The organism is Alicyclobacillus acidiphilus NBRC 100859, from assembly GCF_001544355.1.
In the GTDB taxonomy this organism is placed as follows: Bacteria; Bacillota; Bacilli; order Alicyclobacillales; family Alicyclobacillaceae; genus Alicyclobacillus; species Alicyclobacillus acidiphilus.
Genome location: NZ_BCQI01000026.1, coordinates 14303 through 41067, shown reverse-complemented (window position 1 = coordinate 41067; position 26765 = coordinate 14303). Strand labels below are relative to the sequence as shown.

Annotated in this window: 23 protein-coding genes and 1 riboswitch; of the genes, 6 read left to right on the top strand and 17 right to left on the bottom strand. The window is 57.9% G+C overall.

Annotated features, from left to right (window positions below; all coding sequences use genetic code 11):
- Window positions 1-40: 40 nt before the first annotated feature.
- Window positions 41-184, bottom strand: coding sequence for an RNA polymerase sigma factor (locus tag AAC01S_RS20230; protein WP_083511713.1), 144 nt, complete (start codon window positions 182-184; stop codon window positions 41-43).
- Window positions 185-475: 291 nt separating this feature from the next.
- Window positions 476-1162: an MBL fold metallo-hydrolase gene (locus AAC01S_RS10905; RefSeq protein WP_067621916.1), complete on the bottom strand. Its 687-nt coding sequence runs from the start codon at window positions 1160-1162 to the stop codon at window positions 476-478.
- A 125-nt stretch (window positions 1163-1287) separates the two neighbouring features.
- On the opposite strand from AAC01S_RS10905, the gene AAC01S_RS10900 reads away from it, so the two are divergent.
- The 4 genes from AAC01S_RS10900 (at window position 1288) to AAC01S_RS10885 (ending at window position 4668) form a co-directional block, all read left to right on the top strand.
- Window positions 1288-1776 carry a hypothetical protein gene (locus AAC01S_RS10900; RefSeq protein ID WP_067621913.1) on the top strand — a complete coding sequence of 163 codons (489 nt, stop codon included), beginning with the start codon at window positions 1288-1290 and terminating at the stop codon, window positions 1774-1776.
- Window positions 1777-1803: 27 nt separating this feature from the next.
- Window positions 1804-2538: a UMP kinase gene (gene pyrH / locus AAC01S_RS10895; protein ID WP_067621910.1), complete on the top strand. Its 735-nt coding sequence runs from the start codon at window positions 1804-1806 to the stop codon at window positions 2536-2538.
- Window positions 2539-2571: 33 nt separating this feature from the next.
- Entirely contained in the window at window positions 2572-3504 is a 933-nt protein-coding gene (locus tag AAC01S_RS10890; RefSeq protein ID WP_245630180.1) for a DMT family transporter, read from the top strand.
- Between the two features lie 93 nt (window positions 3505-3597).
- Window positions 3598-4668: a LacI family DNA-binding transcriptional regulator gene (locus AAC01S_RS10885; protein ID WP_245630179.1), complete on the top strand. Its 1071-nt coding sequence runs from the start codon at window positions 3598-3600 to the stop codon at window positions 4666-4668.
- Between the two features lie 9 nt (window positions 4669-4677).
- Here AAC01S_RS10885 and AAC01S_RS10880 read toward each other — a convergent pair whose 3' ends face one another.
- The 7 genes from AAC01S_RS10880 to yicI all read right to left on the bottom strand — a co-directional run bounded on the left by AAC01S_RS10880 (window position 4678) and on the right by yicI (window position 15791).
- Window positions 4678-6153 carry a gluconokinase gene (locus tag AAC01S_RS10880; protein ID WP_067621907.1) on the bottom strand — a complete coding sequence of 492 codons (1476 nt, stop codon included), beginning with the start codon at window positions 6151-6153 and terminating at the stop codon, window positions 4678-4680.
- Between the two features lie 7 nt (window positions 6154-6160).
- The gene (locus AAC01S_RS10875) at window positions 6161-7456 is read right to left on the bottom strand and encodes an MFS transporter (protein WP_067621904.1); all 1296 of its coding nucleotides are present in this window, start codon (window positions 7454-7456) and stop codon (window positions 6161-6163) included.
- A gap of 339 nt (window positions 7457-7795) precedes the next feature.
- A complete protein-coding gene (locus AAC01S_RS10870) occupies window positions 7796-8044 on the bottom strand; it encodes a hypothetical protein (RefSeq protein ID WP_157071139.1) in 249 nt (82 codons plus the stop codon).
- Window positions 8045-8130: 86 nt separating this feature from the next.
- Window positions 8131-8958, bottom strand: a complete 828-nt coding sequence (locus tag AAC01S_RS10865; protein WP_067621898.1) for a sugar phosphate isomerase/epimerase family protein — start codon at window positions 8956-8958, stop codon at window positions 8131-8133.
- A gap of 13 nt (window positions 8959-8971) precedes the next feature.
- Window positions 8972-11407, bottom strand: coding sequence for a glycoside hydrolase family 95 protein (locus AAC01S_RS10860; RefSeq protein ID WP_067621895.1), 2436 nt, complete (start codon window positions 11405-11407; stop codon window positions 8972-8974).
- On the bottom strand, window positions 11404-13428 hold the full coding sequence (locus tag AAC01S_RS10855) for a beta-galactosidase (protein WP_067621893.1): 2025 nt from the start codon (window positions 13426-13428) through the stop codon (window positions 11404-11406). Before AAC01S_RS10855 ends, AAC01S_RS10860 begins: the two co-directional genes overlap by 4 nt.
- Before the next feature lie 44 nt (window positions 13429-13472).
- Window positions 13473-15791 (bottom strand): alpha-xylosidase, encoded by a 2319-nt coding sequence (gene yicI, locus AAC01S_RS10850; protein WP_067621890.1) that lies wholly within the window; start codon window positions 15789-15791, stop codon window positions 13473-13475.
- 220 nt (window positions 15792-16011) lie between these two features.
- Here yicI and AAC01S_RS10845 point away from each other — a divergent pair, with 220 nt between their 5' ends.
- The gene (locus AAC01S_RS10845; protein ID WP_169794035.1) at window positions 16012-16920 is read left to right on the top strand and encodes an AraC family transcriptional regulator; all 909 of its coding nucleotides are present in this window, start codon (window positions 16012-16014) and stop codon (window positions 16918-16920) included.
- A 381-nt stretch (window positions 16921-17301) separates the two neighbouring features.
- Here the strand turns inward: AAC01S_RS10845 and AAC01S_RS10840 are convergent, their stop codons facing one another.
- From AAC01S_RS10840 to AAC01S_RS10810, 7 genes are all read right to left on the bottom strand, one after another.
- Window positions 17302-18774, bottom strand: coding sequence for a purine-cytosine permease family protein (locus tag AAC01S_RS10840; RefSeq protein ID WP_067621887.1), 1473 nt, complete (start codon window positions 18772-18774; stop codon window positions 17302-17304).
- Window positions 18775-18947: 173 nt separating this feature from the next.
- A riboswitch (purine riboswitch) is annotated at window positions 18948-19049 on the bottom strand.
- Window positions 19050-19286: 237 nt separating this feature from the next.
- Window positions 19287-20270, bottom strand: a complete 984-nt coding sequence (locus AAC01S_RS10835; RefSeq protein ID WP_067621884.1) for a Gfo/Idh/MocA family protein — start codon at window positions 20268-20270, stop codon at window positions 19287-19289.
- The gene (locus tag AAC01S_RS10830; RefSeq protein ID WP_067621881.1) at window positions 20267-21265 is read right to left on the bottom strand and encodes a Gfo/Idh/MocA family protein; all 999 of its coding nucleotides are present in this window, start codon (window positions 21263-21265) and stop codon (window positions 20267-20269) included. The genes AAC01S_RS10835 and AAC01S_RS10830 overlap by 4 nt, the downstream gene beginning before the upstream one ends.
- 14 nt (window positions 21266-21279) lie before the next feature.
- Window positions 21280-22116 (bottom strand): sugar phosphate isomerase/epimerase family protein, encoded by an 837-nt coding sequence (locus AAC01S_RS10825; protein ID WP_067621878.1) that lies wholly within the window; start codon window positions 22114-22116, stop codon window positions 21280-21282.
- A 35-nt stretch (window positions 22117-22151) separates the two neighbouring features.
- Entirely contained in the window at window positions 22152-23216 is a 1065-nt protein-coding gene (locus AAC01S_RS10820) for a Gfo/Idh/MocA family protein (RefSeq protein WP_067621875.1), read from the bottom strand.
- A gap of 5 nt (window positions 23217-23221) precedes the next feature.
- Window positions 23222-24172, bottom strand: a complete 951-nt coding sequence (locus AAC01S_RS10815; protein WP_067621873.1) for an ROK family protein — start codon at window positions 24170-24172, stop codon at window positions 23222-23224.
- Window positions 24173-24196: 24 nt separating this feature from the next.
- Window positions 24197-24916: an N-acetylmannosamine-6-phosphate 2-epimerase gene (locus tag AAC01S_RS10810; RefSeq protein ID WP_067621870.1), complete on the bottom strand. Its 720-nt coding sequence runs from the start codon at window positions 24914-24916 to the stop codon at window positions 24197-24199.
- A 158-nt stretch (window positions 24917-25074) separates the two neighbouring features.
- Here AAC01S_RS10810 and AAC01S_RS10805 point away from each other — a divergent pair, with 158 nt between their 5' ends.
- Window positions 25075-25893 carry a metallophosphoesterase family protein gene (locus AAC01S_RS10805; protein ID WP_067621867.1) on the top strand — a complete coding sequence of 273 codons (819 nt, stop codon included), beginning with the start codon at window positions 25075-25077 and terminating at the stop codon, window positions 25891-25893.
- Window positions 25894-25901: 8 nt separating this feature from the next.
- On the opposite strand, the gene AAC01S_RS10800 is transcribed toward AAC01S_RS10805, so the two are convergent.
- A complete protein-coding gene (locus AAC01S_RS10800) occupies window positions 25902-26765 on the bottom strand; it encodes a MurR/RpiR family transcriptional regulator (protein ID WP_067621922.1) in 864 nt (287 codons plus the stop codon).

Sequence of the window (26765 nt, the reverse complement as noted above, 5' to 3'; positions counted from 1 at the left end):
TCGAACGCTTATTTCGACCGCGAATTAGAGCGGCCGCGTCTCACAGCCACTTCGCCGAAGCCGTTTTGGGACTTGAAGTTTCTCCGTAACTCCCCCAGTGACGGAGGGCACTTACGAACACTTCTTGAACCACGTCATATACGTCATTTGGATCTCCGAGCGTGAGCCTTGCGTACCGATAGATGTCGTTGAATTCAACTCATAGAGTGAAAGAACGGATTCCTGAGCGCTCAGTGCGTTGTTCAACTTGTCTTCTCCACCTCACTGCCTACACTGTATTAAACGTACTTGGAATATGATTTGCAGCAGTTCACTGCAACCAAACCCTTCCTCTTCCTGCTGTTCTCACCTTGTATAATGAGAAGATAACGACAAAAGCGTCACCCGACCGTCTCTACACTGGTCCAGGTGACGCTGTATTTACATATGCGGGTCATATGCGCGGTGAATGGCGATCCCGCTCCGATGACGCGGTTTAGGCGTGCGCTTCCGCCAACTTGCGGAACTGTTCGTTGACGTTGTCTGTGCAGAGGCCGCCGTGGTAGCAGATGACAGTCTCGATATCGTAGTTCGTAAACTTGGAGATCGACTTCCACGCCAGATCCAAATCAGGCGTGAAGTTTTCATTGGGGCCAATCAGCTGACCTTGGTTGGAGATGATCGCGTCGCCGGTGATCAGCGTTTTGCTCGCCTGATGATAGAGGCTGATGTGACCCGGCGTATGACCTGGCGTAAAGATCACCGTGATGCCGCCGCAGTACGGCAAGACATCGCCGTCCTCGACGGTGACATCCACCTTCGAGCTTGGTGCGGGGCCACGAGAGGGATCGTGCTTGATGAGCGGCTTCTCTCCCTCGATGTACGGCTTGTCCACCGGATGGGCCACAACCTCGACAGGATGTTCCGAAGCAGCCAGCAGTTCTGAGACGCCTCCAATGTGATCGACATCCTGGTGCGTCAGAATCACTTTGGAAAGATGGTTGAACAAGACACCGGCCTGTTGGATTTCCTTGCGGAGCGACGGGAATAGGCCAGGCATTCCGGTATCGACCAAAATGGCGTGATCGTCATCCCACAACAAGGTTGGGTGCAGTTCCATCTGATGTTCGCCAAATTGTACAATCTGATCTAGCATAGCAATACCTTGGGCGACTTGTTTCATCGTATACAAACCCTCCTCCGACATTTCATCTCCATTGTACTAGAGAAAATTAAAATTACGATTGAAGGTTTCAGGATTCAGTATAATGATGGAAGATTGACAATCCATGCGGGCAACCCAAGTTCATGATCCAATCCAAATTGCTGCTGGAAGCGATCGCGGTGGAGGCTGGATTCAATGCCGAGGGCGGATCGAGAGGGAATCAATTTTCCACGGTGGCGACGGAAGCACCGTCGTCCGAATACCTGCGGCTGAGTTGGTTGCCCAACGCGACAGATGGGTTCTTCTTCCGCGCGAGAGTCTCTTCAATTTCGCCAGCTACCTGGACGACACCGTCAAGGAAGCCAGGGTCGATCCGTATGCAGCGTACGCCGGTCGATCGTTGCACGAACAATCCCACGGTGAATCGTTCCTCAACTTGTTTCACAGACGGCTGTCCAATCGCCGACCCGCATTCGCCCATCCTGTTAGGCTATCCTGGGGCGACGTTGCTCAGCTTTGACGGCGAAAGGATCGAGCCCATCGACTATCATGACACGTCACACTACATCATATCGAAGCAATTTCTGCATGCCCCTGAGAAGATGCTGCACGAGTTATTCCGAGATGACTAAACGTTCAAACCGAGGAGGAAATGTGTCATGCCCAGGTACAAACGCGTTTTGCTCAAACTCAGCGGCGGAGCTTTGGCAGGAGAAACGTCGTTCGGGTTTGCGCCGGATCGACTCAATCACATCGCGTCGGAGCTGCTTGCGGTGGCCGACCTTGGCGTCGAAGTCTGCGTCGTCGTGGGCGGCGGGAACATCTTCCGCGGCAATATGGCCGATTTGTGGGGCATTGAGCGAGCGGAAGCGGACAACATCGGCACGCTTGCGACAGTCGTCAACAGCCTCATGCTTCGCGGCGTGCTGAGTTCAAAGACGGAACGAGAGGTTCGAGTGATGACTTCGGTGCCTATCAACGCTGTGGCCGAGCCGTACATCCGGCTGCGCGCCATCCATCACCTGGAGAAAGGCTACATCGTGATTTTCGCTGGCGGCAACGGTCAACCGTACGTCACGACAGACTATCCATCCGTCCAGCGCGCGATTGAGACGCGCTGCGACGCGATATTGGTGGCTAAGCATGGCGTGAACGGCGTGTACGAGTCGGATCCAAAGAAGCATCCGGACGCCAGGGAATATGCTAAGCTCAGTTACAGGGACGTGATTTCCCGCGATATTCAGGTCATGGACCAGTCCGCAATTCTACTGGCGCGCGATCACGGCCTTCCCATGCACATCTTCAACTTTGAATCCGTCGGCTCGATGCGGCGCATCTGCGAAGGCGACGATCTCGGCACACTCGTGCACGAGGGCGAATCGCTGCTTCGATAACGTGAATCGAGCAGCTCGACAGGAGGTTCACCATTGAATCAGCCAGAGGGATCCTTGAACTTGCCCTTCAACCGCGAACGGCTCCAACACCTGAAAGGACTTGCGATGGTCCTGTTGGGGGCAGTTCTGTGGGGCATTTCAGGAACAGCCGCACAAGTGCTGTTTCAACGAGCAGGCGTGCGCCCCGATTGGCTGGTCGCAACCAGAATGAGCGCCGCTGGCATCCTCTTGCTGCTGTGTGTGGCCTTCCGCTCCGGGCCAAGATCGGTCCTGCGAGTTTGGACTCAGCGCGGAGATGCCCTGCGGCTTGTGCTGTTTGGAATCGTCGGGCTGCTCGGGGTCCAATACGCCTATTTCGCGTCAATCCGCTACGGCAACGCGGCCACGGCCACCATTCTTCAGTATCTCGGCCCCGTGTTCATCACGGTCTTCCTATCGTTGCGGCAGCGGCGTTTGCCCCGAGCATCGCAAACTGCCTCCGTCTGCCTGGCCCTCGTCGGCGCGGCGTTGCTCGTCACGGACGGCAACTTCCACCGCTTCTCCATTTCGCCGATGGCCGTCGTCTGGGGACTGATTTCCGCGATCGCGGTGGCGTTCTACTCGCTGTACCCGCAACGGCTGCTCGAGCAATACGGCCCTGCGGCGACTGTGGGATGGGGGATGCTGATTGGCGGGATCGGCATATCGTTCGTATCGCCTCCGTGGGCCTTCGTCGGTGCCGGATCGATCACGACCTGGGGGCTCACCGCCTTCGTCGTCCTATTCGGGACGTTTGTCGCATTCTACGTATATATCGCCAGTCTGCGCTACATTTCCCCAGGGGAGGCAAGCGTCCTGTCGTGCGGCGAGCCGCTGTCCGCTTCCATCATCGCGATGGTCTCGCTGCATGTGCATATGGGCTTTGCGGCGATGATTGGCGCGCTCTGTGTGCTTGTCACCGTGACGATGGTGGCTGTGGAAAAATGAGGACTGCATAGCAAGCCTCGATGACGGCATCGGGATATGGGCGGACCGAATCTATGTAACTGATCCATTCGGCAATCGGCTGGAGTTCCTCGAATGGATATGACAAGCCAACACGGCAAGGAGGCAACCATCGTGAACAAACGGGCGACGATTCAGGATATCGCGCGCGAAGCAGGTGTGTCGATTACAACGGTATCCCGCTTCCTCAACGGCCGATTCGATTCGATGAGCGCCGCGACGAAACAGAAAATCGCAGACGTGATTCATCAGTTGGGCTATCGGCCCAACGCGCTCGCACGAGGGCTCAAAGCGAGCCAGACCAAATCGGTTGCCGCCATCGTGGTCAACATGAGCTACCCGTTTTGCGTGGGCTTTCTGCGCTCCCTGAGCCGCGTGCTGTCGGTCCACGGATATCACCTGTTTGTCGCCGAGACGGGAGGCGCTGCGGAGGTCGAGCGGGACGTCATCCAATCGATGTTTTCACAGCGCGTGGACGCGATGGTGCTGCAATCAACTGGGGACAACAACGATTTGCTCGCGACCATCGCGGCCCAGGTGCCCGTCGTGCTGGTGGACAGGGCGTTCGAGATCGATGGCGTCACCAACCTCATCACGAACAACGCCGAAGCTTCCTTCGAGATGACGAGCCACCTGCTGGGACAAGGCTATCGCCAGGTCATCTACGTGACGGAGCCTGAAGCGGCTGTCCCTACGCGCGTGGATCGACTCCGCGGGTACACCGAAGCGTGCTCATCCTATGGCGTGCCACCTATGGTATTCCATGTTGATCGGGAAAACTCGGAGTCCATGCTCCATGTCACGAACGCGATCCAGTCGATGGCAAACGAAAGGCCATTCGCCGTGTACACAGCCAATGGCCTCATTATGATTGAATTGTATAAACCGCTGCGCAAACTGGCCTTCGGTGTTCCGCGCGAAATGGGGCTCGCCACGTTCGATCAACCGGACTGGGCAAGCTTGGTGGAGCCGACGCTCACCTGCATCCGCCAGCCGGTTGAGGAGATGGGAACATTGGCCGCCAATGTCGTCTTGGAGCGAATCAAGGGCGAAATCGAAACTTCGGATCCATTGGATGAAGATTCCCCTCGCGGCGAGACCCATATCATCCCGTCCACCTTGGTGCCGGGCGGTTCCACGCTGTGACGGCAGGTCTCAGATCAGTCCGAGGCGTTCGCACCAGGCGCGATATTGGTTGAAGCGGGCATGGAGCAGAGGACCGTGTTCTTCGCGCGGTTGCACGACGTCGCCCTGGCGCAGAGCGGGCGGCGCCAAATCAAGCTCCGCCACCTTCGCCGCCACCAGGGCAGCGCCATACGTCGCTCCATCGATTTCAGCCTGGGTCTCGACGGCCAGTTGAAATAGATCGGCGATCCACTGGCGGACCCACCCCTGCTGAAACAACTTGCCGGAGACAATCAGCTTGTCGGGCTTGCCCAAGGCGTTGGTGAACGTCTGGGCAATCCAATACGCGTTGAACAGCATCCCCTCGATGGCGGCGCGCATCAGATGAACCTGGCGATGGTGAATTTTGAGTCCAACAAACGTCCCGAACGCCGATTCATCCCACAGGGGCGCGCGTTCTCCAGAGAGATACGGAAGGCAAAACAGATCGCCCGGTTCGACGTCTCCCGCTTCTTCACATAACACCGGAAACCGTTTGTCGAACTCTTCGCCATCGACGGTGAACACATTCCGATACAGCCAGTCGAGCACGACCCCGCCACTGTTGCTCGGACCGCCCAGCACGTAATGAGATTCGTCGAGAATATAGCAGAACGTGCGGCTGACCACGTCCGTGTGCGGTCGATGCAGCCCCATGCGCAAGGCCAGACTGGTCCCCAGCGTCAAAATCATCGATTTTCCGTCCATGACGCCCGCGGCGAGTGTCGCCAGTACCCCGTCCGAACCGCCGATGCAGATTTTCGCGTCGGGGGCGAAGGGCAGATCGAGATCGACCAGCAGTTCCTCGGCCAATCGCGCGTAAGACAGCGGCACAGGCGTCGCCAAATTCCTCTCTTCGATGCCCGCCCACTCAAGCGCGGGCGGATACCATGTCAACGTGTCCGCGTCGAACAGGCCGGTCGCGGAAGCCATGGCGTAGTCCACTTCCCAGCGGCCAAACCAGCGGTGCCACACATATTCCTTAATGGAAACAAATCTGCTCGCCTTCGCAAAGATATCCGGGTGATGCGAGCGCAACCAGCCGATCTTCGCGATAGGCGCCATTGCATGAATGGGCGTCCCGGTACGCCGATAGATGTCTTTGCCAATGTCCGCAGCCCACAGGTTCTGCGCTTCTTCGCCCGGCCGGGCGTCCATCCAGGTCATGGCCGGAAACAACGGCTGATGCTGATGGTCCATCGGGATCAACGAGTGCATCGCGGCGCTGAAACCGAGGCTCGCGACCTGCACGCCCTGCTCCCGCAGCGAGGAAGCCAACTGCCGCAGCGAATCCGTCGCGGCCTGAAAAATGGATTCCGGCTGCTGGACCGCTTTTCCATGCTCATCTCGCGACGTCTCCACCAAAACCGAATGGCTCCCGATCTCGCCGCCATCCAAGGCGTACGCCACCGCTTTTAACGATGTTGTTCCCAGATCCAGACCGACGATACAAACCTGCTTGTTCATTTCACCACTACCTTGACAAAGGTTCCGAGCTGCGGTCGTCCGATTCTGCAAAGGCGGATGGGATCGTTTCGATTCGCCCAAGCATAAAGACGTAACACAAAATCCCCAAAATCAACACCAAGCCCGCGATGACAAACGCGGATTGAAACGATCCCGTGGCGTTTACCACAACCCCTGTCACGATGGGCGCCGCAATGCTCATCAAGTTGTTGACGAAATTCATGATACTGCCCACGATTCCGACCGTTCCCTTCGGCGCGATCAGAGACGGAATGCTCCAGCCAACAGGCGCCGAGAACGCGAGACCGCCGAGGGCGACGGCAATCCAGATGACGGCGATATTGGGATTCGAGGTGTACGCTGCCGGGATGACAGCGAGCCCAAGGATCATGCCCACAATCAAGACGGTTCGTCGAACACGTGTCCCATCGTAACCCCGGCTGATCAGTTTATCAACCAACCATCCACCAATCACCAGGTCGGTGATGGTCGCGACCAGCCATGGACCAGCAGTGTACCAACCGGACTTTAAAATGGTCATGTGCATCTGTTTTTCCAAATAGCCTGGCAGCCAAGTCAGAAACAGATAAAACGAATAGCCGTACGCCGCGAAACCGAGCGTCAGTCCCCAGATCTTTCGGCGGCTCAGCAAATACCCCATATTTCTTGCCACGCCGCCAGGCGCGACACCTGTCTGTTGCGCTCCACCTTCGCGCAGTAATTCCGCCTCTTCCGGAGAAAGCTTGGAGTCCTTTGGATCGCGATAAAATGACCAGTACAGAATGAGATACGCGACACTCAAGACACCCGTAAACCAAAATCCGCCTTTCCATCCCCAAACGGTCACCGCCCACGCGATGAGCGGCGTGCCGATCACATTCGAAAACTTCGCCGACGCGTCGAAGATCGATGTCGCCAACCCACGTTCGCGAACGGGGAACCAATACCCAGTGGCCTTGGACGCGGCAGGGAACGCCGGCGCTTCCGCGACGCCGAGCAACACACGGGCGAGAATGATGAGACCCATACCACTCACCATCGCGGTCAGAAAAGTCGCGATTGACCATAACACGGAACCGAGTCGCGAAAGCCATTTCACCCCGATTCGATCCAGCAGCAGGCCGACCGGAATTTGAAACGCGGCGTACGACCAGCCAAACGCCGACAAAACAACACCCATTTGGGCTGAATTCAAATGATAAAGATTGGATAACGGTTGTTGGGCGACCGACAGGTTTGTCCGATCAAAGTAGTTGATCAGAACACCCAACCCAATGAGCAATCCGATGCCCCAACGTTTCATAACGTGCCCCTCCCTGATTCGTGTCGTACGCCATTACCGAATGCCTCTTTATGATTTACTTCGGCGCAAGACCCAAGCCGGATATCCCAAACTCGTGTCGTTCACGGACCGTGTACCAGAAGCATCCTATGTAATGGCTATGACCATTCCATGAAAATTTTGATGAAAACGATATACGAAAACGTTTTACTAAAACGATGTACTTAATATACCGAGATGGCTTTCGATGTTCAAGCAAAATTTTTAAATGGATACATATGGATGAGGTGGTGAATGCGGCGCAGCGGACGAGGGGGGAACGGCTGAACCCAGGCTCACCCCCTCGTTCAGGGGTTCATGTCAGCCGTCGAGCCGTTTCGCCCAATGCTTGAACGTCTCGAAGGTTCCTTGAGGACTTGCTTTGTATTTCGCGTGAATGACGATGTGTTCCAAGGCCGACGAAACGCCGCCGATGTAGTACGCGACATCGGCGACCTCAAATTGGTGATCGCCCAGCCAAAGCTTCTCGCCAACCCGCGGAACGACATCGGATTCGCATTCATATGTCGCGGTTTGCCCGCCGTTTCTCGCAATCACTTTTAGTCGCACTCCGATATCCCTCCGATGGTTGGCGTTTGATCGCGATGCGCGTTCACCGTTCCAATGACCATTCGCGCCGTCACAGGCCGCCGACGTCACAAGTAATCTTCGACGATCCGCTGGATCCGCGCAATGCCTTCCCACTCGTCTCCCGGCGCATCGTACACGAGCGTGATGGGGCCCGCAAATCCGGCTTCACGGACGAGGTCCAAGCAGCGACGATATTCTGCTTCGTCTGGCATGCCGTGATCGTCGTATTGCGCCTTGCCGTGGACCGAGACGGCAAATGGCAGGAGTGCCGCGATGGCGTCGTACTTGTCTGAACCTTTGAAGTTGCCAAAGTCGCACACAAAACCAAGCTCACCGCCGCACGCGTCGTGCAGATAAACGCAATTGGCCGCTGTCGACGTCAAGGATCGGAAGTTCTCAGTCACCACGGTGACGCCTCGATTCTTGGCATGCTTCGAGAGCTGCTGCAGGCTGACGGCGGCTCGCTGCAAGCCGTCGCGATCCGCTGGATGGGCCTCGCCAGCGACCACTCGAACCGTCTTCGCGCCGACTTGCGAAGCGATGTCAATCCAGCGTTCGATAAAGCCGATGTCGGCCTGATGACGAACCGCGTTCGCGGTCGAGATGTCCCCGTAGTCGACGAGCAACGTGTAGAACTCGACGCCGTGATCGACAAAAGCCTGTCGCAGGGACGCCAGATATTCGGACGAAGTGCTGGGAAAGTGAAAATGGCAGATGTCCAACGCCTGAATCCCTCGCGCTTTGGCGAGACGTGGGAGATCAAGCAGTTGAATGAGATCAGGCTGCGGGACCTCTTCCATGATATGGGTTTGAGCACCTTCGTCCCATTGGGTCATTCGAAGCGGTCCCAAGCTGCGGTGCAGACTCCAGGACGTGAGTGATAGATACGGCATAGGAATGCCTCCTTTATGTCGCGGATCGTGTGATGACATACGTACCGCCCTGGATGACAGGGAACGCCAGCACGGATTGTTCCATTTCATAATACACCTGTGCGCCATTCTGACGGACGGCAATTCCAGGTTCGCCGTCAGTTTCCATCCGACAAACGCCGTCGCGCGTGGCCCGGACGACGACCTTGGTCCAGACGCCTTCGGCCCAGTCGAGATCAATCTCGCAGCCGCCGCGGCACCGTATCCCGCGAAGCGCGCCTCGCTTCCACGCCGACGGCAGCGCGGGCAGCAGTTCGATCACGCCGCGATGAGACTGCACCAGCATTTCGACGATACCCGCCGCAATCCCGAAGTTCCCGTCAATTTGAAACGGAGGATGGGCGTCAAACAGGTTGCGGTACACGCCGCCGCCGCGATAGCCCAGATTCGCTTCCCCCACGATGGTCAGCATCCGGTCCAGCAGTTTCCACGCCCGATCACCGTCGCGGAGCCGAGCCCACAGGCACGCCTTCCAGGCCAGGCTCCAACCGGTGCCTTCGTCTCCGCGCCGCTCCAAACTGCGCTTCACGGCGTCGAGGTAATGCGTGTTCCCTGGCAAGGTGAGTTGATAACCCGGGAATACGCCGTACAAATGGGAGACGTGGCGATGATGCTCTTCCCAATCCTCCCAGTCGCAAGACCACTCCTGCAACTGGCCGTGTTTTCCGACGGCGAGCGGACGCAGGGCGTCGACTGCGCGCTGCCACTGTGAGTGCAGGGATTCGTCGAGATTGAGCAATTCCGCTGCTTGAATCGCGTGCGTGAACAGTTCCTTGAGGAGCATGACGTCCATCGTGGAACTCGCCGAAACGGCGCTCGACTGCCCATCTTCCGTGATGAAACCGTGCTCTGGCGAAGTCGACGGAATCGACTGCCGCTTCCCTGACGGATCCGCAGCCAGCCAATCGAGCGCAAACAAGGCCGCGCCGCGCATCAATGGATAGGCCGTCTCCCGCAAGAAGACATCGTCCCCGGAGAAGCGGTAATGGTCCCACAAGTGCGCACACAGCCATGGACCGGCCATGGGCCACATCGACCACGATGGATTGCCTTCGCCGCAACCGCCGGCGGCGTCCGTCATCCGCCACAAATCCGTGTTGTGATGCGCGACCCAACCGCGACAGCCGTAATCTGCGGCCGTCCGCTGCCCATTCTCGGCAAGTTCGCGGATCATGCGGAACAAAGGTTCGTGACACTCGGCGAGATTGCAGGTTTCGGCGAGCCAGTAGTTCATTTGCGTGTTGATATTGAGCGTCAGATTGCTGCACCACGGCGGTCGCGTCTCGCTGTTCCAAACACCTTGCAGATTGGCTGGCTGCGATCCCGGCCGCGAGCTCGCGATCAACAGATAGCGCCCATACTGAAACAACAGTTCGATCAACTTGGCATCGTTCGCCCCATGCCGAATGATCCGTTCGTCCGTGGGCAGATGGGCGTCCCCGCCGCCGTCCTCCAGCCCTAGCCGCAATTCGGTCCGGCCAAACAACGACTGATGATCTTGGCCGTGCGCAGCTTTCAAAGCCGCATAGTCGTGCACCCTCGCGGTTTCGAGCTGCGCTTCGACGCGGCAGATCTCGTCGACGCCGCCATCGGCTCCGGGGGCTCGACCGGGCATCCGATGGAAACCCGCAAAACTCGTCGCGGCCGCAAACAGCAGTGTCACGTCGCGGGCATCCACGACGCGCAGCCCGTCGCCGGACCACTCGAGCCGCCCGTCGCAGCTGGTCACCGTCGTCCGCGCGTGAAATCGCATCTGCCGCTCGTCCGTCGGTGAATCGGCGTACTGCAAGGGATTGTCCGATTCCTGATAACTGGCCGCGACATGGACCGGGGTCACGCCGTCGATGGCGAGATCTCCCGCTTCCTGGCGAACGGAATACCGCAATTTGCCGTCGAACCTCACGGTAAAGTTCAGACGCAACGGGCCATTTGACGAGAGGTGGACCACCATGACCTGGTGCGGGTGCGACACGAAAACTTCCCTCTGAAACCGCGTCGCCCCAATGGCGTACTGGGTTCTCGCGATCCCGGCCGCCAAATCGAGACTCCGTTCGTAATCCGCCGCGAGATCTCCGTGCTCAAACGAAAGGAGCAGGCTGCCAAGCGGCAGGTACGATTCGCCATATGGCCCGGAGACTCGCCGGCTCAACTCGTGCGCTTCCTGGTAGCGACCGGCCACGACGAGCGAACGAATCTCCGCCAAGGTCGCTTTCGCGTGCGGCATCGGCTGGCGGTGCGGATACCCTGACCACAGCGTGTCTTCGTTCAAATCGATCCGCTCCCGCTCCACGCCGCCAAAGACCATGGCGCCAATCCTGCCGTTGCCGAGCGGCAGGGCGTCCGTCCACTCCCGAGCCGGAGATGTGTACCACAACCTCAGACTGTCCGGTGCGCTCGGGGCATCGCTCATGATTCAAGCACCCAGACGTCCTTCGGATTGACGCGCACCTGGCCCGTGACGGTTCCCCCGCCCAGCAGATCCTTGTATGTCCCATCGCCGAGATCGACCGTATGAACCACGTCCCCGTGATTCAACAGGAATGTGTACGATGAAGCGCCTTTCCGCCGGACCGTGACCTCCACGTCGGCAGGTGCGGCGACAGGCGGACGGATGTCGTGCCGTTGAAGAATCGTCGCGGCGAGATCGTCCAGGAAACTCGGTTCCGGGCTGGATGCGACGTACCAAGCGTGCCCCTTGCCGAATGGGTTGCGCGTGACCGCCGGCATACCCTTGTAGAAATCGTGTCCGTACACGGCGACGATGTCGGCGCCTTCGCTGTGCAGGAGATCGCAGAGCATACCGCAGCGATACTCGCCCTCAACCGCCCCCGCGGGAGACGAAACGACAAAGCGATTGTGCATGTCGGGCAACAACGCGTCGATCTCCTCGACCCAAATCCCGAGCAGCTTTCGCAACTCGCCGGGATAACCGCCTTGAATGACGAGATCGTTCTGATTGACGAGTCCGCTGAAGAACGTCGTGACGAACGTTCCGCCTGCGCTCACGAAATCTTCCAACCGTCGCGCGACACCCGGTTTCACCATGTACAGAACCGGCGCCACGACGACGTCATACTGGGAAAAATCGCTGTCGACGTGGATCATATCGACAGACACATGGTGTCGGTAAAATGCGTCGTAGTACTTCTGCACTTCGCGAAGATACTGCAAATCGCGGCTCGGTCCGCTGGAGAACTCGACAGCCCACCAGTTGTCCCAGTCGAACAGGATGCCGACTCGGCTCTCGACGCGGGAATCGAGCAGTGCGTCCCCCAGTCTCTGCAGTTCCTCCCCCAGCGCGGCCACTTCCCGAAAGACGCGCGTGTTCGTGCGGCCCGCGTGCGCAATCACAGCACCGTGGTATTTTTCACAGGCGCCGATCGATCTGCGCAACTGAAAGAACATCACGGTGTCCGCCCCGCGCGCCACCGCCTGGTAACTCCACAGGCGCATGACGCCCGGGCGCTTCAAAGCGTTGTACGGCTGCCAATTTTGCTGGCTCGGCGTCTGTTCCATCAGCATGAATGGCTGGCCGTCCTTCAATCCGCGCATCAGATCGTGGCGCAGCGCGGTGACGCTGACGGGCGTATCGTAGGCGGGGTAATTGTCCCAGGAGACGATGTCCATCTCCCTCGCCCACCGAACGTAGTCGAGTGGTTTGTACGTGCCCATGAGGTTCGTCGTGATGGGGATATCGTGCGAATGGCGGCGGATGGCGTCGCGTTCCAGGCGGTAGCACGCCAACAAGGAGTCGGACATGAACCGCATGTAATCCAGCGAAATGCCTTGGAACGCTGTCGCCCGATCACCCCATTGTTCACTCAGGACGTTCGGAACGACAATTTCATCCCAATCGTAAAACGTGTGTCCCCAGAAACGGGTGTTCCAAGCCCGATTCAGTTCGTCCAACGATCCATATCGATCTTTCAGCCACACCCTGAAGGCGCGCTCGCACTTGTCGCAGTAACAGGCTCCGCTGTATTCGTTGCTGATGTGCCAAACCAGCACGGCCGGGTGATGGCAGTAGCGCTCTGCCAGCTTTGTCGCGATTTGGGCCGATTGCCGCCGATAGCTGGGGCTGTGTGGACAAGCGTTGGCGCGGCCGCCGAACTTGTGCTGCCTGCCTTCGAAATCGACGCGCAAAATGTCCGGATACTTTTTCACCATCCAGGCAGGCGGCACAGCCGTTGGCGTCGCCAAACAGACGTAGATGCCATTCTCGTACAAACGGTCGATTACGGTATCCAGCCACGCGAAATCAAACGTGTCTTCCCCTGGCTGCATCAAGGCCCAGGAGAAGACGCCGAGCGTCGCAATGTCGATGCCAGCCTGTTTCAGCATCTCGATGTCTTCCTCGAGTGTCTCAAGATAGAACTGCTCTGGGTTGTAATCGCCGCCGTAGAAGATCTTGGGGAGTTTCGCGTTGATCATCGATATCCTCCATTCTCATTCGGAAGCCGTCAGGGCGCTGTCCGTCACAATTCAACGACCAGTTCCGTCCGCCCCTCGTCCGGAATCAATTTGACGCCTTCCTCCGTCTGCTCCACACGGCCGCCAAGGACCGTGCGAACGCCGTCGATGCCATGCAGACGAACGGTCCAATGGGTCGCTTTGTCGCCGCGAACCTGCACGGTAATGGTCCGCTCGTTACGGGTCGCCCTTGCCGCCAACCCAAGTTCGCCTTCCTTGGTGAACACATTCGCATTCGCCGCGGCGCCGTCGTCCAGCGCAAACAGATGCAATTCCACGCCATCCGTATAGTCGTAATCGGCCTGCGCCGCACTCTCCGCCGCCGCGAGCAGGGTGTTCGGCCTCACAAACAGCGGCAGACTCATGTAATCGTATTTCTCCGTCCGCCACGTTCCACCTCTCACGCGCTCGCCGTTCAACAGATGTGTCCAAGTTCCCGCAGGCAGATAGTACGTGACCTTGCCGTCTTCTCGGAAAATCGGCGCGACGAGCAGCGCGTCGCCGAGCATGTACTGCCGATCCAAATGCTCGCACGCCGGATCGTCCGGAAATTCGAGCAACATCGCGCGCATCATGGGTACGCCTGTGTCTTTCGCCTCCACGGCTTTCGCGAACAGGTACGGCATCAAGCGATTCTTCAGATTCGCAAAATGGCGGAGGACGTCCACCGCTTCCTCGTCGAACAGCCACGGCACGCGGTAGGACGAGTTCCCGTGCAGTCGGCTATGGCTCGACAGCATGCCAAACGCGACCCAGCGCTTGTACAGGTCCGGCGTCGCGGAATCTTCGAATCCACTGATATCGTGGCTCCAAAATCCGAAGCCGCAGATGCCGAGCGACAAGCCGCCGCGCAGGCTCTCCGCCATCGAAGCGTACGACGCGGAACAATCTCCGCCCCAGTGGACAGGGAACTTTTGTCCGCCCACCGTGGCTGATCTCGCAAACACGACCGCTTCCTGTTCGCCAAGTTTGTCGCGCAGCGTCTCAAAGACCACTTGGTTGTAGAGATAGCTGTAGTAGTTGTGCATTTTCACTGGGTCCGATCCGTCGTGGTAAACGACGTCCACCGGGATGCGTTCGCCGAAATCGGACTTGAACGCGTCGACGCCCATGTCGATCAGCCTTGCAAGGTGATCGCTGTACCATTTGCGGGCGTCTGGATTCGTGAAATCGACGATGCCCATGCCCGGCTGCCACAAATCCCATTGCCACACGTCGCCGTTTGGCCGTTTGAGCAGGTAGCCCTTCTCCACGCACTCATCGAACAACTGGGACTTCTGGGCAATGTACGGGTTGAGCCACACGCAGATTTTATGCCCTTTGTCTTTGATTCTGCGCAACATGCCGACCGGATCCGGGAACCCATCCCGATCCCATTCAAAGCTGCACCATTCGAACGCCCGCATCCAAAAACAATCGAAGTGGAACACGCGCAGAGGAATGCCGCGCTTTGCCATCCCATCGATAAAATGCATGACAGTCGTTTCGTCGTAATTCGTCGTGAAGGACGTCGTCAGCCAAAGGCCAAACGACCAAGCAGGGGGCAAGGCCGGACGCCCTGTGAGGGCCGTGTACTTCGCGATGACTTCTTTCGGCGTCGGCCCATAGATGATGAAATAGTCGAGATCTTCGCCCGCCACGCTGAACTGCACTTTCGAGACGTGCTCCGATCCCACTTCAAACTCCACATTTTCCGGATGGTTCACGAGCACACCATAGCCGCGGCTGCTCAAGTAAAACGGGATCGTTTTGTACGCCTGATCTGTGCTCGTGCCGCCGTCCCGATTCCACGTATCGACGGTCTGTCCGTTTTTGACAAACGGCGTAAACCGTTCGCCGAAGCCGTAAATCTGTTCGCCCACGCCGAGATCGAGCAATTCGCGAATGTACGGCTCGCCGCGATCGCGCACATACGCCAGCCCTTTGCGCCCGCTTCCTGTCAGGCGATCCCCGTGTCCGAAATACTCGATGCCCCAGTCGCCGCCCTTTCGGACGCGGACGGTCAAATTCCCGGACGTCAGCGCGACATCGGATTCGGTTTCCGCAGTCAAGACCGCGCAGTCACTGGTCGAGATCGAAAACTTTGGACCGGGCCTTCGCTGACCCTTGAAGTGGTAAACCTGCACTCGAATGACGTCAGGCATAGGCGAGGAAAGGCGCAAGGTCAAGGCCGGCCCCGCAAGCGTCGCGCCGCGATGGCGAATGGGCTGGCATGGCGCGAACACGTCCAACGATGCCGCGCTCCTCGTGATTTCGTAAGCTTCTGCACACGCGTGAATCGACACGCCCTCGCGCGTGAGCCAGTTTCCGTCTGTAAATTTCATAAGCTGACCACCTGACGTTGCGAAATTGGTATAAGGAAGATGGATGAAATGATTGAAAGCGCTCACATGATTGGTGAAAAGTCACTTGGAGAGAACGCCCCCAGCGTCGATGATTCGCATTATACTTACATCTCATGAGGATAAATTGAACTTTCCTGATGAAAACCGGTACAATTTTAGCATCTGAACAGCCGTCGCTCGAAGGAAGGTGCTGGCCCTTATGGAATCGCGAGATTTGCTGGAAATCCGTGAACATGGGTCAACCATGTTCCATTTGCAAGTCTATGAGGTCGTCCTGACTCGGGGACCGAAGCAGCAGCCTGTCAATCTTCATTGGCACGCGGAAACCGAGTTTGTTCTCGTGACAGAGGGCACGGTGCGAATTCGAGTGGGCACCGACTGGGTGGACATCGAGAAAGGTTCGGCAGTCATGATCAACGGCGAAGAACTCCACAGTATGATCGCTCCAGATGATTTGCCGAGCGAGTGCAATGCCATCGTGTTCGACCTAAGTTTGCTCGACAGCGCCCGGTACGATTTGATCCAGCACCAGTACATCCAGCCATTCGTCGAAAAACGCTACCGCTTCCCTCGGCTCGTACGTCCAGGCTCCGTTTGGTCCGACGCCGTCTTGCACGACTTGTCGCGCATCTGCGATCTGTCTCTGACGCGGCCGATCGCGTTTGAAATGCGCATCAAATCGCATCTCTATTCCATCTTGGCCGAGTTGTACCAGCACAACGCGTACGACGGTGATCGAAAAACAAACAAATTTCAGGAGGATAAATTCGATCGCCTCAAGCACGTCCTCACCTACATCGACGAACATCTCAGCGACCGCCTCCGCCTGGACGAACTCGCGGCCGAAGCGCACATGAGCGAAGGCCACTTCTGCCGCTTCTTTCGAGAAATGACGCAGCAGAAACCCATGCGCTACATCAACGAAAGACGGGTGCAACACGCGACGCGCATGCTGGAGGATCCGGATCGGAGCATCACGTCCATCGCCCTCGATCTCGGTTTTCAAGACGTCAGCTACTTCATCCGCGTGTTCCGTTCTTTCAATCACTGCACGCCGCTCGACTATCGCAAACGTTTGATGCAGGCAGATGTCCGCGCAAATCCATGAGCAATCCAGGCGGGTTGGGGGGCGGAGGCGGCAAGGGCGGAGGCACCAGGGGAGCGCCGGGCGGGCGAATAAGCGGCGCTCAGCCGCTTATTCCGGCGAATCCGCCGGATCGAAGACAAATAAGCGGCCCCACGCCGCTTATTTGTCTTCATTTATCCCGGAATGGCGCGATTTCAGCCGATTAAGCCGCCTGGCCCCCCCTTATTCCGCACAGATTCGCCGATTCGACACACTTAAGCGGCCTGAGACGGCTTATTTGCCTTCGCAGCCCGCTAGCGTGGCCCGCGAGTGTGACCGGAAGCCCGAGGCGAGCGCCGCGGAGGCGCGATCGCGATGCCGAGCCATGACCCTCGTCGATGCCTCGACCAAGCTCACGAAGGCTTAGGAAGCGACCGCCTTCAATTCGCGGCCGATTTTGCTTTTCCTGTCCGCGATGATGAAGTACACCAGCCCAGTGACGATCGGGGCGGCAAACGCGGTCAAATCGGCACCGCCGAACCAGGCGTTCGACAGCGGGCTCACCCACAACGCGCTGTTTGCGGTGAAGAAGGTTGCTGCGATACCGATGATAAACGCAATCATCGCCCGCCAGTTGACGCCGCCGGTAAACCAATAGGTCGATCCCGGCGCCGTATCGACCAACGCGTCTGAATCGTATTTGCCGCGATGGATGAAGTGATGGACGAGGAAAATCGTCGCCCATGGCCCGATGGCCATAATCATCATGTCGAGGAAGTTCTGAAAGAACGTTACGAAATTATTGGAGAAAAAGAGCGCGTAAATGCCGATGATGGTACAGATGGCTCCGTCAATCGCCACCGCCCAATACCGCTTGAGACGAACGCCCATCGACAAGAAACTCATGCCCGAGCTGTAGGCGTTCAAGTAGTTTGCGCAGATATCGCCGATCACGACGGCAATCAGGAACGGAATGGCCGCCCATGCGGGAATCGCCTTCGCGATCGCGAGGACAGGATTGCTTTCAAAAGCGGTGGGATTGACGAACGTCCCCAACAAAATGCCGAGGCCCATCATCACGAAGCTGGCGATACCGCCGCCCAAAAACGTCACGCCCACGATGCGGCGGGTCGGCGTTTCCGTCGGAAGATAGCGCGAATAATCCGCCGCGAAGTTGACCCATCCGTAGAACGTACTAGCCAGGCCAATGGAGAGCGCGAGCAAAAATGTCGGAAAGGAGCCATGCGCGGCCATATCCTTGACTGGCGTCGAAAATCCCCAGTGCACGGACGGCAGCACGGCGAAGACCACAATCACTGCGCAGATGCCCAAGACGAATGCGAGAATCCGCTGCATCGTGACCAACGTCGCATGACCCAGGATGGGCACGGTATAGGTCAAGATCAAGGTGATGATCAGCGAAACGACCGTCGGGCCAACACCGCTTGAAGGAAGTCCAACATATTGAGCCAGGCTCAAAATTGCCCACACGGTCAGAACCATGGTGACACTTTCCCAGCCGACGGCGGTCAACCAGCTGAAGAATGCCGGAACCTTGTTGCCATGGACGCCAAACGCCGCCCTGGAAATGGTCAGCGTGACAGTGCCGGCTTTGGGACCGGCGGCGCAAGCAAACCCGAGCACTGCGAACGACAAGGAACAAAACAGCGCGGCGAGCAAGCTCTCCCACACATTCAAGCCGAGCGAAGTGAACAATTGCCCTGTGATGACACCCGTGTAGGTCAATACTGCGGCGAACCACACGAAAAACAGCTCTCGCGGCATGCCGTGTCTCTTATCCTGCGAGATGATGCCGTTACCCTCGGTTTCCAGATGGAATGCGGCATCGGTCTGCGCAGCGTTCGACATCGACGCTTGCGATATCTTTGTAGCCATCTCCTCGACTCCCCCTAGAAATGAAAAAGACCCCTGCCAGTGAGGACTCGTCAGTCAACTTCACCAGTAGAGGGCGTCGCGAGAAAGTATTTCAGGCAATGCCGAGACGCAGGCACTCACGCCGGAACCACCATCAGGTACCCAGAGCGGGAGCCGCGCAAGGATCCGCACGCCACCATTCACAACGTCCTCGTAGGCAAGTGATTGACGGTCACTTGGTAGAGACTGCCGAGCCATATTCTCGGCATTATACGAGGTCTAATAAGTTCACACCTAGTCTACTGGCCGAACAGCCAAAGAAGCAATAGTATTCCTACGCAAATGAGGCAAATTGTATCACTTTGTTTGCATTTGTCGAAATTCGGACAAGGGAGGATCGGGCTATTTTGGTGGTGTTATCCATGGGCGGGATCGAAACGCGGCGGGAGACCCTTACGGCCGTGAGACCCTCACATGCCCCTTCGCGCGATGTCGATCCGCCTGAAGCAGCAGGGAAGGACCAACCAGGCGGATTATCCAATCCGCACTGGTTGACCCGATGTCGCTGACTCATAGGCCGCGAGGGCCACTTCGAGCGCGCGCAGACCGTCCTCGCCCGTTACGGACGGCGAAGCCTTTCGTTCAGCTACGCTTCGGATAAAGTCCGCGACGAGCAACGAGTCCATGTCGTCTCCCCAATTTTCGTGTGTGGTGTGTCCGCTGAGATCGCTGTGGAGCAGCATATGTTGACGAAAGACATCCAGCGAGAGCGTTCCTTCCGTGCCGATGATTTCCACCGTCACGTCGCCCCACGTCGGATAGGAGGCGCATCGCGACCAACTCGGATCGTGCGACGCGATCACGCCGTTTGCGAATTCCAGCGTCAGCAGCCCGCAATCGTCCACCGCGAGCGAGTCGTGAAAGCGTGTGTCGATCTCGGCGTACACTTCGCGGACCTCACTGCCGGTGAACCAGCGCATCAGATCGACGACGTGGACGGTGTGATCCAGGACTGCGCCGCCGCCGGACAGAGCCGGATCGACGAACCATCCCCCCGGGTTCTGCCCGCGGTTGGTGCCCCGCATCGCCAAAATCCGTCCGACGCGCCCTTGCTCCAAGAGCCGCTTGACCCGCTGAACCGCAGGATGGAAGCGCACCGGGAAAGCGGTTTGCAACAGCACGCCGGATTCCCGACAGGCGACGATCATCGCTTGCGCGTCAGCCAGCGTGGTCGCGATCGGTTTCTCGCACAGGATGTGCTTGTTCGCCTTGGCTGCGGCGATCACGACTTCGGCATGCCTTGCGTTCTCCGTGCAGACAATCAGTGCATCGATGTCCTCAGCCAGCAACGCCGGATAGTCGCCGACGTACCGAACGCCGTATTGATCTGCGGCAGCCTGTCCCCGCTCTGGAAGATCATCCGCAATGGCCGCGAACTCGACACCTTTGATGGATTGCAGGGCGTTTGCGTACGAATGGGCATGCATGTGCGCGAAGCTGACGATTCCGACTTTCATGATCTCACCTCCAGCTCGATTGGACGGCCGGTCGCAGCCGATTCCAGGGCCGCGAGACTGATCCGCAAGGCCTCGTAAGCGTCCCTTGCGGTGACAATCGGCTCTGCTCCAGACTGGATGCACGCCAAAAAGTGTTCCAGCTCCAACTGATACGGATCTTTCGCCAGCGGACTTTCAGGTACGGCGACCCCTTCGGATCGGCCGATCCGTTCGCGCAGCGAGAGGTGAATCGGCATTTCCTCATCGCCGACGTGTTCCAACACGCCGCCCGTCCCCGCAATCTCAAGCCGGGTCTGGAAACCGGACGGATAGGCCCAAGTGCCTTCGACGTGGGCGATCACGCCGTTTTCGAAGCGAAGGCTGACGAAGGCGTGATCGAGCCGATTCAAATCGCGCCCGCGCAGACTCTTCGCATAAACCCGCCGGACGTCGCCAAAACACCACCGCAAGAAGTCAAAGTCGTGGATGATCATGTCGACAATCAACGTGCCGCTGTTCTCCGCGCTCGCATACCAGTCGTTCCACGATGTCGGAAAGACGCCGCCGCGGGTTGTCCGCACCGTGCCTACCTGGCCAACCGCGCCAGCCTGCAACAACTCGTACGCCTTCCGATATTGCGGAAAGAAGCGCAACACTTGCGCGATGAACAATCGCACGCCGTTTTCCTCGCAGACGTCGATCATCGCCTGCGCGTCAGCCAAAGTCCGCGCCATCGGCTTCTCGCAAATGACGTGTTTGCCCGCTCGGGCCGCTGTCTCCACGTAGCCGCGATGGAGGTACGTCGGAACGCAGATGTCGATCACGTCGACCTCTGCCTCCTCGAACAGCGCCTCGATGGTCGGGTACCACGTCGTGTGAAACAACTGCGCCATCGCACGGCCGTGATCCTCGCGAACCTCAACGATGCCCGCAAGTTCGACATCCTCCATACGGGTGTACCCTTGGGCGTGAACACTGCCAATCGTGCCGCAGCCGACAAGTCCTACTCGGAACATAGCTCATACACCTCTCAATTGACGCCTTGGGCGGACGTACTCCTCAGGCTCCGCAAAAATGACAGGCTGGCGTGAACGCCCTCGAGCTCGTCTCCTTCGCCTTCGTACTCCACCGACAGGGCCCCTGTATAGCCGATCGTGTCGAGCATCGAAAAGATGTCCTTGAACGGCACAATCCCTTGGCCGCATGCCGCGCCAGCGAAATATTCACCCGTCGTCGCAAGCAGGCCCTTGTCACTCGGCACAAAGTCTTTCACGTGAACGTGACCGAGATAGCCGGACAGTTGAGCCAACGCCTCCATCGGCTGCTGGCCAACCAGGTAGAAATTGCCGACGTCGAATGTCGATTTCAGCGCGTTTGAACCAACTTCCAGAATCACGCGTTTGACCTGATCGCCGCGTCCAGCCAGTTTTCCGTGATTCTCCAACGCAAGAATGACGTCGTCCCCCGCTTCGGCAGCGGCGGCCTTCAGCCCTTCCACGATATAACCGAAGGCAGATTCAAAGTCGTAACCTTCTTTTAAATCGCCAGAGAATACGCGGACAACCGGGCTTCCTAGTTTTTTGGCGAACGAGATGCCGTTTTGTACAGCCTGCAAAGCCGATTCCCGGTTCGCGACGTCGGTGTGGACAAAGTCGTTTGTCACGGCGTACGCCGCAACCTTCATGTCGTGGCTGCGGAGATATTCGAGAACCGCCGGGACCTCGGTATCGGCGTCGCGCCAGAACAAATCCAGCAATTCCACATGTTGAACGCCCGCTTCATGGCAAAACTGAAGAAAGTCGATCACGCTCCAACCGTCGTTGTAAAACTTTCTGTGGACGCTCCACATGCTCACACACAAATCCATCGCCATGTCCTCCTCTATCCTCGGCTCACCGGTCATCATACTTCGATTTCTTCGACATCCACTTCTCTGCGCAATTCGGACGATTGACGAATACCGCTGAGCATCTGCACCACTGCCGCCCCTTGCGACGGCGGAATCAACGGCGTGCTGCGGCGAACGACGCAATCGACGAAATGGTTGATCTCCTCTTCATAAAAATCGTTGGAAACCACATCGAGTTTTGCCTCGCCAAACACTTGATTGTGTTCGCCGTAGTAGCAAAGCGGTTCCAGCGAAATTCCGCCTTTTGTCCCATACGCGTCCACTTTGACGGCATCGTCCTGCGGACCGTTCAAGGCCCAGCTCACTTCCAGGCTGAGGACCATGCCATTCTCAAAGCGAATGTACGCGGTCGAGAAGTCCTCCACGTCGAACACGGAGTTGTCCTGGTTTGCGGCATCGGCCGACTTCCAACGCCCGGTCATGAGCGTATTGTACTTGCCAATCCCCTGGACCAACTGGCCAGAGATCTTGGCGGGCTTTTGCATGCCTGTGATCCACCAGGCGAGATCGAGCGCGTGAACGCCGATGTCCATCAACGATCCGCCGCCTGACTTCGAACGATCCGTGAACCACCCCGTCGGCGTTCCGCGCCTGCGGAGAATTTTCGCCTTGACGTAATAGATGTCGCCGAGCTCTCCCGCATCGACCAAATGCTTCAAAGCCCGCGCCTGGTTGCGGAACCGGTGCGGCATACCAATCATGCAAATGCGGTTTGCCTTCTCCGCTTCCGCGACGAGTGCCTTGGCCTCGCTGTAATCCGTCGATAAGGGCTTTTCCAACAAGACGTCGACACCATGCCGAATCGCGGTCAGCGCCAACGGAACGTGGCTGGTATTCGGGGTACAGATACTGACCGCGTCGATGTTTTCGTTCGCAAGCATTTGTTCAACGTCGGTATACGCCGCCGCAACGCCGAACTTGTTGGCCACCGATTGAGCGCGCTGCTCGTTGAAATCCGCGACCGCGGCAAGAACCACCTGGTCATTCTTGCGGTAGTTCGGAAGGTGGGCAATCTCAGCAATGGATCCAACACCAATCACGCCTACACGTATGGGCATCTTCATCACTCCTCAAGAGTCTGTTCATATAGAAACGATTGCAGGGCCGCGCCAACGACGCCTGCTTCAGCGCCAAATTGCGCGGCCGCGATGGCGACGGGCCGCACAAGGGAGGACATGCCGAGCGTTTTGACGCGCTCCCGCACACCCGTGAGCAACCACTCGCCACTCTCCATCACGCCGCCTCCAAGCACAATCATCTGCGGATTGAACGCGTGGATCAGGCTGACGCACGCCATCGACAGGGCGTCCAGCATGTCGTGGACCACGGCGGCGGCGACAGGATCGCCAGCTTGCGCCTGTTGCAATACAGCCCGAGCGTCGAGTGTCGGCGATGGAGTCGATCCACCTGTCTGCGCAAGACGTTCCCGCATCATCCGCGCGATACCTGTGCCAGACGCGTAAAGCTCAAGGCAGCCGCGACTGCCGCAATTGCAGTCAGGCCCGCGATAATCCACACAAACGTGGCCGAACTCGCACGCCGCTCCCCAATCGCCCCGCACCAGCCGGCCGTCTTCCCATGCCGCCCCGCCGACTCCGGTGCCAAGGGCCAACATCAGGACATGCTGGCGGCCTGCAGCGACGCCAAACCGCGTCTCCGCGAGCAGGTGGACGTTCACGTCGTTGTCCACCCAGACCGGGAATCCAATCGGCTCAAGGGCGGATCGCAAATCCACATTCATCCAGTCGCGGATGTTGGGCGTCCCGGAGACGACCGTACCCGCTTCGAAGTTCACCTGACCGGCGGTCCCGACACCGACGCCAACCACTTCGTGCGACTCCGAAGCCGCGTACGCGGCGAGTGTTGCCGCCAGTTCGACAACGGTCTGAACGACTCCATCGCGATCACTCGCTGGAGTCGCACACCTTACTTGATGGATGATTCGCCCATCTTCGCACACGACGGCCCCGAGGGTTTTCGTTCCGCCTACGTCAATGCCAATGCTGCAGCGCACAAGTTCCACTCACCTTCGTCGGTCTCATCGAGCCGACGGTTTTGCGGTTGGTCGAACCATCTTCAGCCGTTCGACAAAATGTTTCGTAATTTCCTGCGGTCTGGTGATGGCCGAACCCACGACCACGCTGGTGCATCCAAGTTCGATGCAGCGCGCCGCGTCTTCGGGCGTTCGGATATGTCCTTCGGCAATCACTGGGATATCGACACTTTGAACGAGCTGCTCAATGAGGTCGAAATTTGGATTCGGGTCGTGCTCGGTGTAGGGCGTGTAGCCCGACATCGTGGAGGCGACGAGATCGAAACCCAAATCGGCGGCGCCGATCCCTTCTTCGAGCGTCGAGATATCCGCCATGACGAGAAGCTCAGGAAATGTGCGGTGAATCTGTTCAAGGAGATCGGAAAGTTCAATCCCATTGGGACGCGGTCGAAACGTCGCGTCCAACGACACGACTTCCGCCCCGGCCAAGGCGACTTCCTCCACTTCACGCATGGTCGGCGTGATGTAGATGGGACTGCCTTCGTACGTTCGCTTCACGATACCGACGACCGGGAGATTGACTTCCTTCTTAATCTCGCGAATATCGTTCGCACCGTTGGCCCGAATTCCGACAGCGCCACCTTCGGCAGCCGCAACAGCCATGCGAGGCATGACGTTCGCGCCGTGCAACGGTTCGTCGTCGAGCGCTTGGCACGAGACGATTAAGCCGCCGCGAATTTGATTAATTAACGTTTCCAACTTCATATTCCATCACCACACCCTGCTCTCCGGTGTTGTAGATGTTGCCTATTGGAGACATATTCTACATACAAGCGGAATATCCCTTCAAAATTAGTAGTCGAAGTGGAGTATTCTTTTATAATAGAATGAAGATAGCGTTTGCATAAGGAGGCGTCTTTCCTATGAATATTGCTGTGACTTCCGATTTGCACTTCATGGCCTGGGCCGACACGCTTGAACCAGTCGACTCCGTGCCTGGTCTCTACCACGCTTTGCACGACATCGCCGAACAAAACCCGGACCTCGTGGTGATGAACGGCGACCTTACGAACGGCAAGGTCCGAGACTATGAGTTGGCGATGCGCGCGGTGCGCCACTACCTCGATGCGCCGATCCTCTTCACAATGGGCAACCACGAATACTATGGCTACTACGAAGACGAAATGTATTCATGGTCGATGGCGCAGCAGCGCTTTCTGTCGTACACGGGACAGGACGCCATCTACAAATCTCTGGATTTCGGCGACGTGCGGCTCGTGCTTCTCTCTCCAGAAGGTTATCACCCCGATTGGCACGACGCTGCATGGCTGTCACCTGCCCAGTTGCGTTGGTTCGAATCCACCGTAAGCCAGTGGCGCGGGAGACTTCTCGTCTTTCTCCATCAGCCTGTCAACGGCACCGTCGCCAATTCCGAGATGACGTGCTTCCAGAGCGAAGAGCTCCAGGCCATCCTCGCCCATCGCCCCAACACGTTCGTCATCAGCGGCCACACGCATCAACGGATGGACCAGCCGGCGCAATTTCTATGCCGCGACGGCGTTTATTACGTAGGCGGAGGATGCACGCTGAACGCCCACCCGCAAAGCCGCTTCGTCGAGTTGACCGAATCGACGACGACGTTTCGCATTCGCGATCACAAGTCGCTGCGCTGGCTGGACAACGACTACCGCTTCACCGTGCCCGTCGCAAACGAAACAGTGACGACAAGCGACAAAGGCTGAGGTGTCCTTCAGTACATCTTGTCCACGACAGACTTTGCGCTTTTGCTCAACGCTTCAAACGTCGACGCTCGCTGTTTGAGCGACACGATGGTAGACAGAATGTCCAGCACGTGAATCTGTGCGAGCTTTGACGCAAATGCCCCCCCTTGGAGGGGCGTTTCCTTCGAGGCCGCAATCAAGACGGCGTCAGCGTACGACGTGATGGGCGATCTCGCATGGCTGGTCAAACAAATCACATAAGCCCCGTTCTCTTTCGCCAGCTTCATCGCGTCGACCAAGTCCTTCGTGCTGCCCGAAGTCGAAATGCCCAGAACGACATCCGCCGGTGTCATCATCGAGCAATTCATGGCGATGATGTGCGCGTCCGACGCGGCGTGGGCGTCAAAACCCAGTCGCATGAAATGATACTGCGCGTCTTGAGCGGTGATGCCGGACGATCCCACGCCAAAAAAGAATTGACGCCTTGCTGCAATCAACGCGTCAGTCGCTTTCTGAAGCTGCGATTCTTGGAGTAGACTCAGTGTGTCCTCGACCGCCTGCGTGCTGAACGCGGTCATCTTTTTGCAGATGACGTCAATCGGATCGTCTTCTTCGATTTTTCCATACACCTGTTGACTCGGACTGACGAGATCCTGAGCGACGGCAAGTTTAAATTCTTGAAATCCGCGATACCCAAGCTTTCGACAGAATCGAATGACCGTCGTCTCGCCGACTTCAGCGGTTTCAGCGAGATCGGTGACCGAAGAGTACACCGTGTTGCTTGGATTATCCAGAACCGCCTGAGCCACCTTTTGTTCCGCGTTTGACAAGGATGGCAAAATGCTGTGAATCATTGCGATGGAATTGGCCCCGGCCTGCACAACCTTCTCCAT

Excerpts from the sequence above, each read along its gene's own strand:
- AAC01S_RS10905 (WP_067621916.1), bottom strand. The coding sequence starts at position 1,162 with ATGAAACAAGTCGCCCAAGGTATTGCTATGCTAGATCAGATTGTACAA.
- AAC01S_RS10900 (WP_067621913.1), top strand. The coding sequence starts at position 1,288 with ATGATCCAATCCAAATTGCTGCTGGAAGCGATCGCGGTGGAGGCTGGA.
- pyrH (WP_067621910.1), top strand. The coding sequence starts at position 1,804 with ATGCCCAGGTACAAACGCGTTTTGCTCAAACTCAGCGGCGGAGCTTTG.
- AAC01S_RS10885 (WP_245630179.1), top strand. The coding sequence starts at position 3,598 with ATGGATATGACAAGCCAACACGGCAAGGAGGCAACCATCGTGAACAAA.
- AAC01S_RS10880 (WP_067621907.1), bottom strand. The coding sequence starts at position 6,153 with ATGAACAAGCAGGTTTGTATCGTCGGTCTGGATCTGGGAACAACATCG.
- AAC01S_RS10875 (WP_067621904.1), bottom strand. The coding sequence starts at position 7,456 with ATGAAACGTTGGGGCATCGGATTGCTCATTGGGTTGGGTGTTCTGATC.
- AAC01S_RS10865 (WP_067621898.1), bottom strand. The coding sequence starts at position 8,958 with ATGCCGTATCTATCACTCACGTCCTGGAGTCTGCACCGCAGCTTGGGA.
- AAC01S_RS10860 (WP_067621895.1), bottom strand. The coding sequence starts at position 11,407 with ATGAGCGATGCCCCGAGCGCACCGGACAGTCTGAGGTTGTGGTACACA.
- AAC01S_RS10855 (WP_067621893.1), bottom strand. The coding sequence starts at position 13,428 with ATGATCAACGCGAAACTCCCCAAGATCTTCTACGGCGGCGATTACAAC.
- yicI (WP_067621890.1), bottom strand. The coding sequence starts at position 15,791 with ATGAAATTTACAGACGGAAACTGGCTCACGCGCGAGGGCGTGTCGATT.
- AAC01S_RS10845 (WP_169794035.1), top strand. The coding sequence starts at position 16,012 with ATGGAATCGCGAGATTTGCTGGAAATCCGTGAACATGGGTCAACCATG.
- AAC01S_RS10840 (WP_067621887.1), bottom strand. The coding sequence starts at position 18,774 with ATGGCTACAAAGATATCGCAAGCGTCGATGTCGAACGCTGCGCAGACC.
- AAC01S_RS10835 (WP_067621884.1), bottom strand. The coding sequence starts at position 20,270 with ATGAAAGTCGGAATCGTCAGCTTCGCGCACATGCATGCCCATTCGTAC.
- AAC01S_RS10830 (WP_067621881.1), bottom strand. The coding sequence starts at position 21,265 with ATGTTCCGAGTAGGACTTGTCGGCTGCGGCACGATTGGCAGTGTTCAC.
- AAC01S_RS10825 (WP_067621878.1), bottom strand. The coding sequence starts at position 22,116 with ATGGATTTGTGTGTGAGCATGTGGAGCGTCCACAGAAAGTTTTACAAC.
- AAC01S_RS10820 (WP_067621875.1), bottom strand. The coding sequence starts at position 23,216 with ATGCCCATACGTGTAGGCGTGATTGGTGTTGGATCCATTGCTGAGATT.
- AAC01S_RS10810 (WP_067621870.1), bottom strand. The coding sequence starts at position 24,916 with ATGAAGTTGGAAACGTTAATTAATCAAATTCGCGGCGGCTTAATCGTC.
- AAC01S_RS10805 (WP_067621867.1), top strand. The coding sequence starts at position 25,075 with ATGAATATTGCTGTGACTTCCGATTTGCACTTCATGGCCTGGGCCGAC.
- AAC01S_RS10800 (WP_067621922.1), bottom strand. The coding sequence starts at position 26,765 with ATGGAGAAGGTTGTGCAGGCCGGGGCCAATTCCATCGCAATGATTCAC.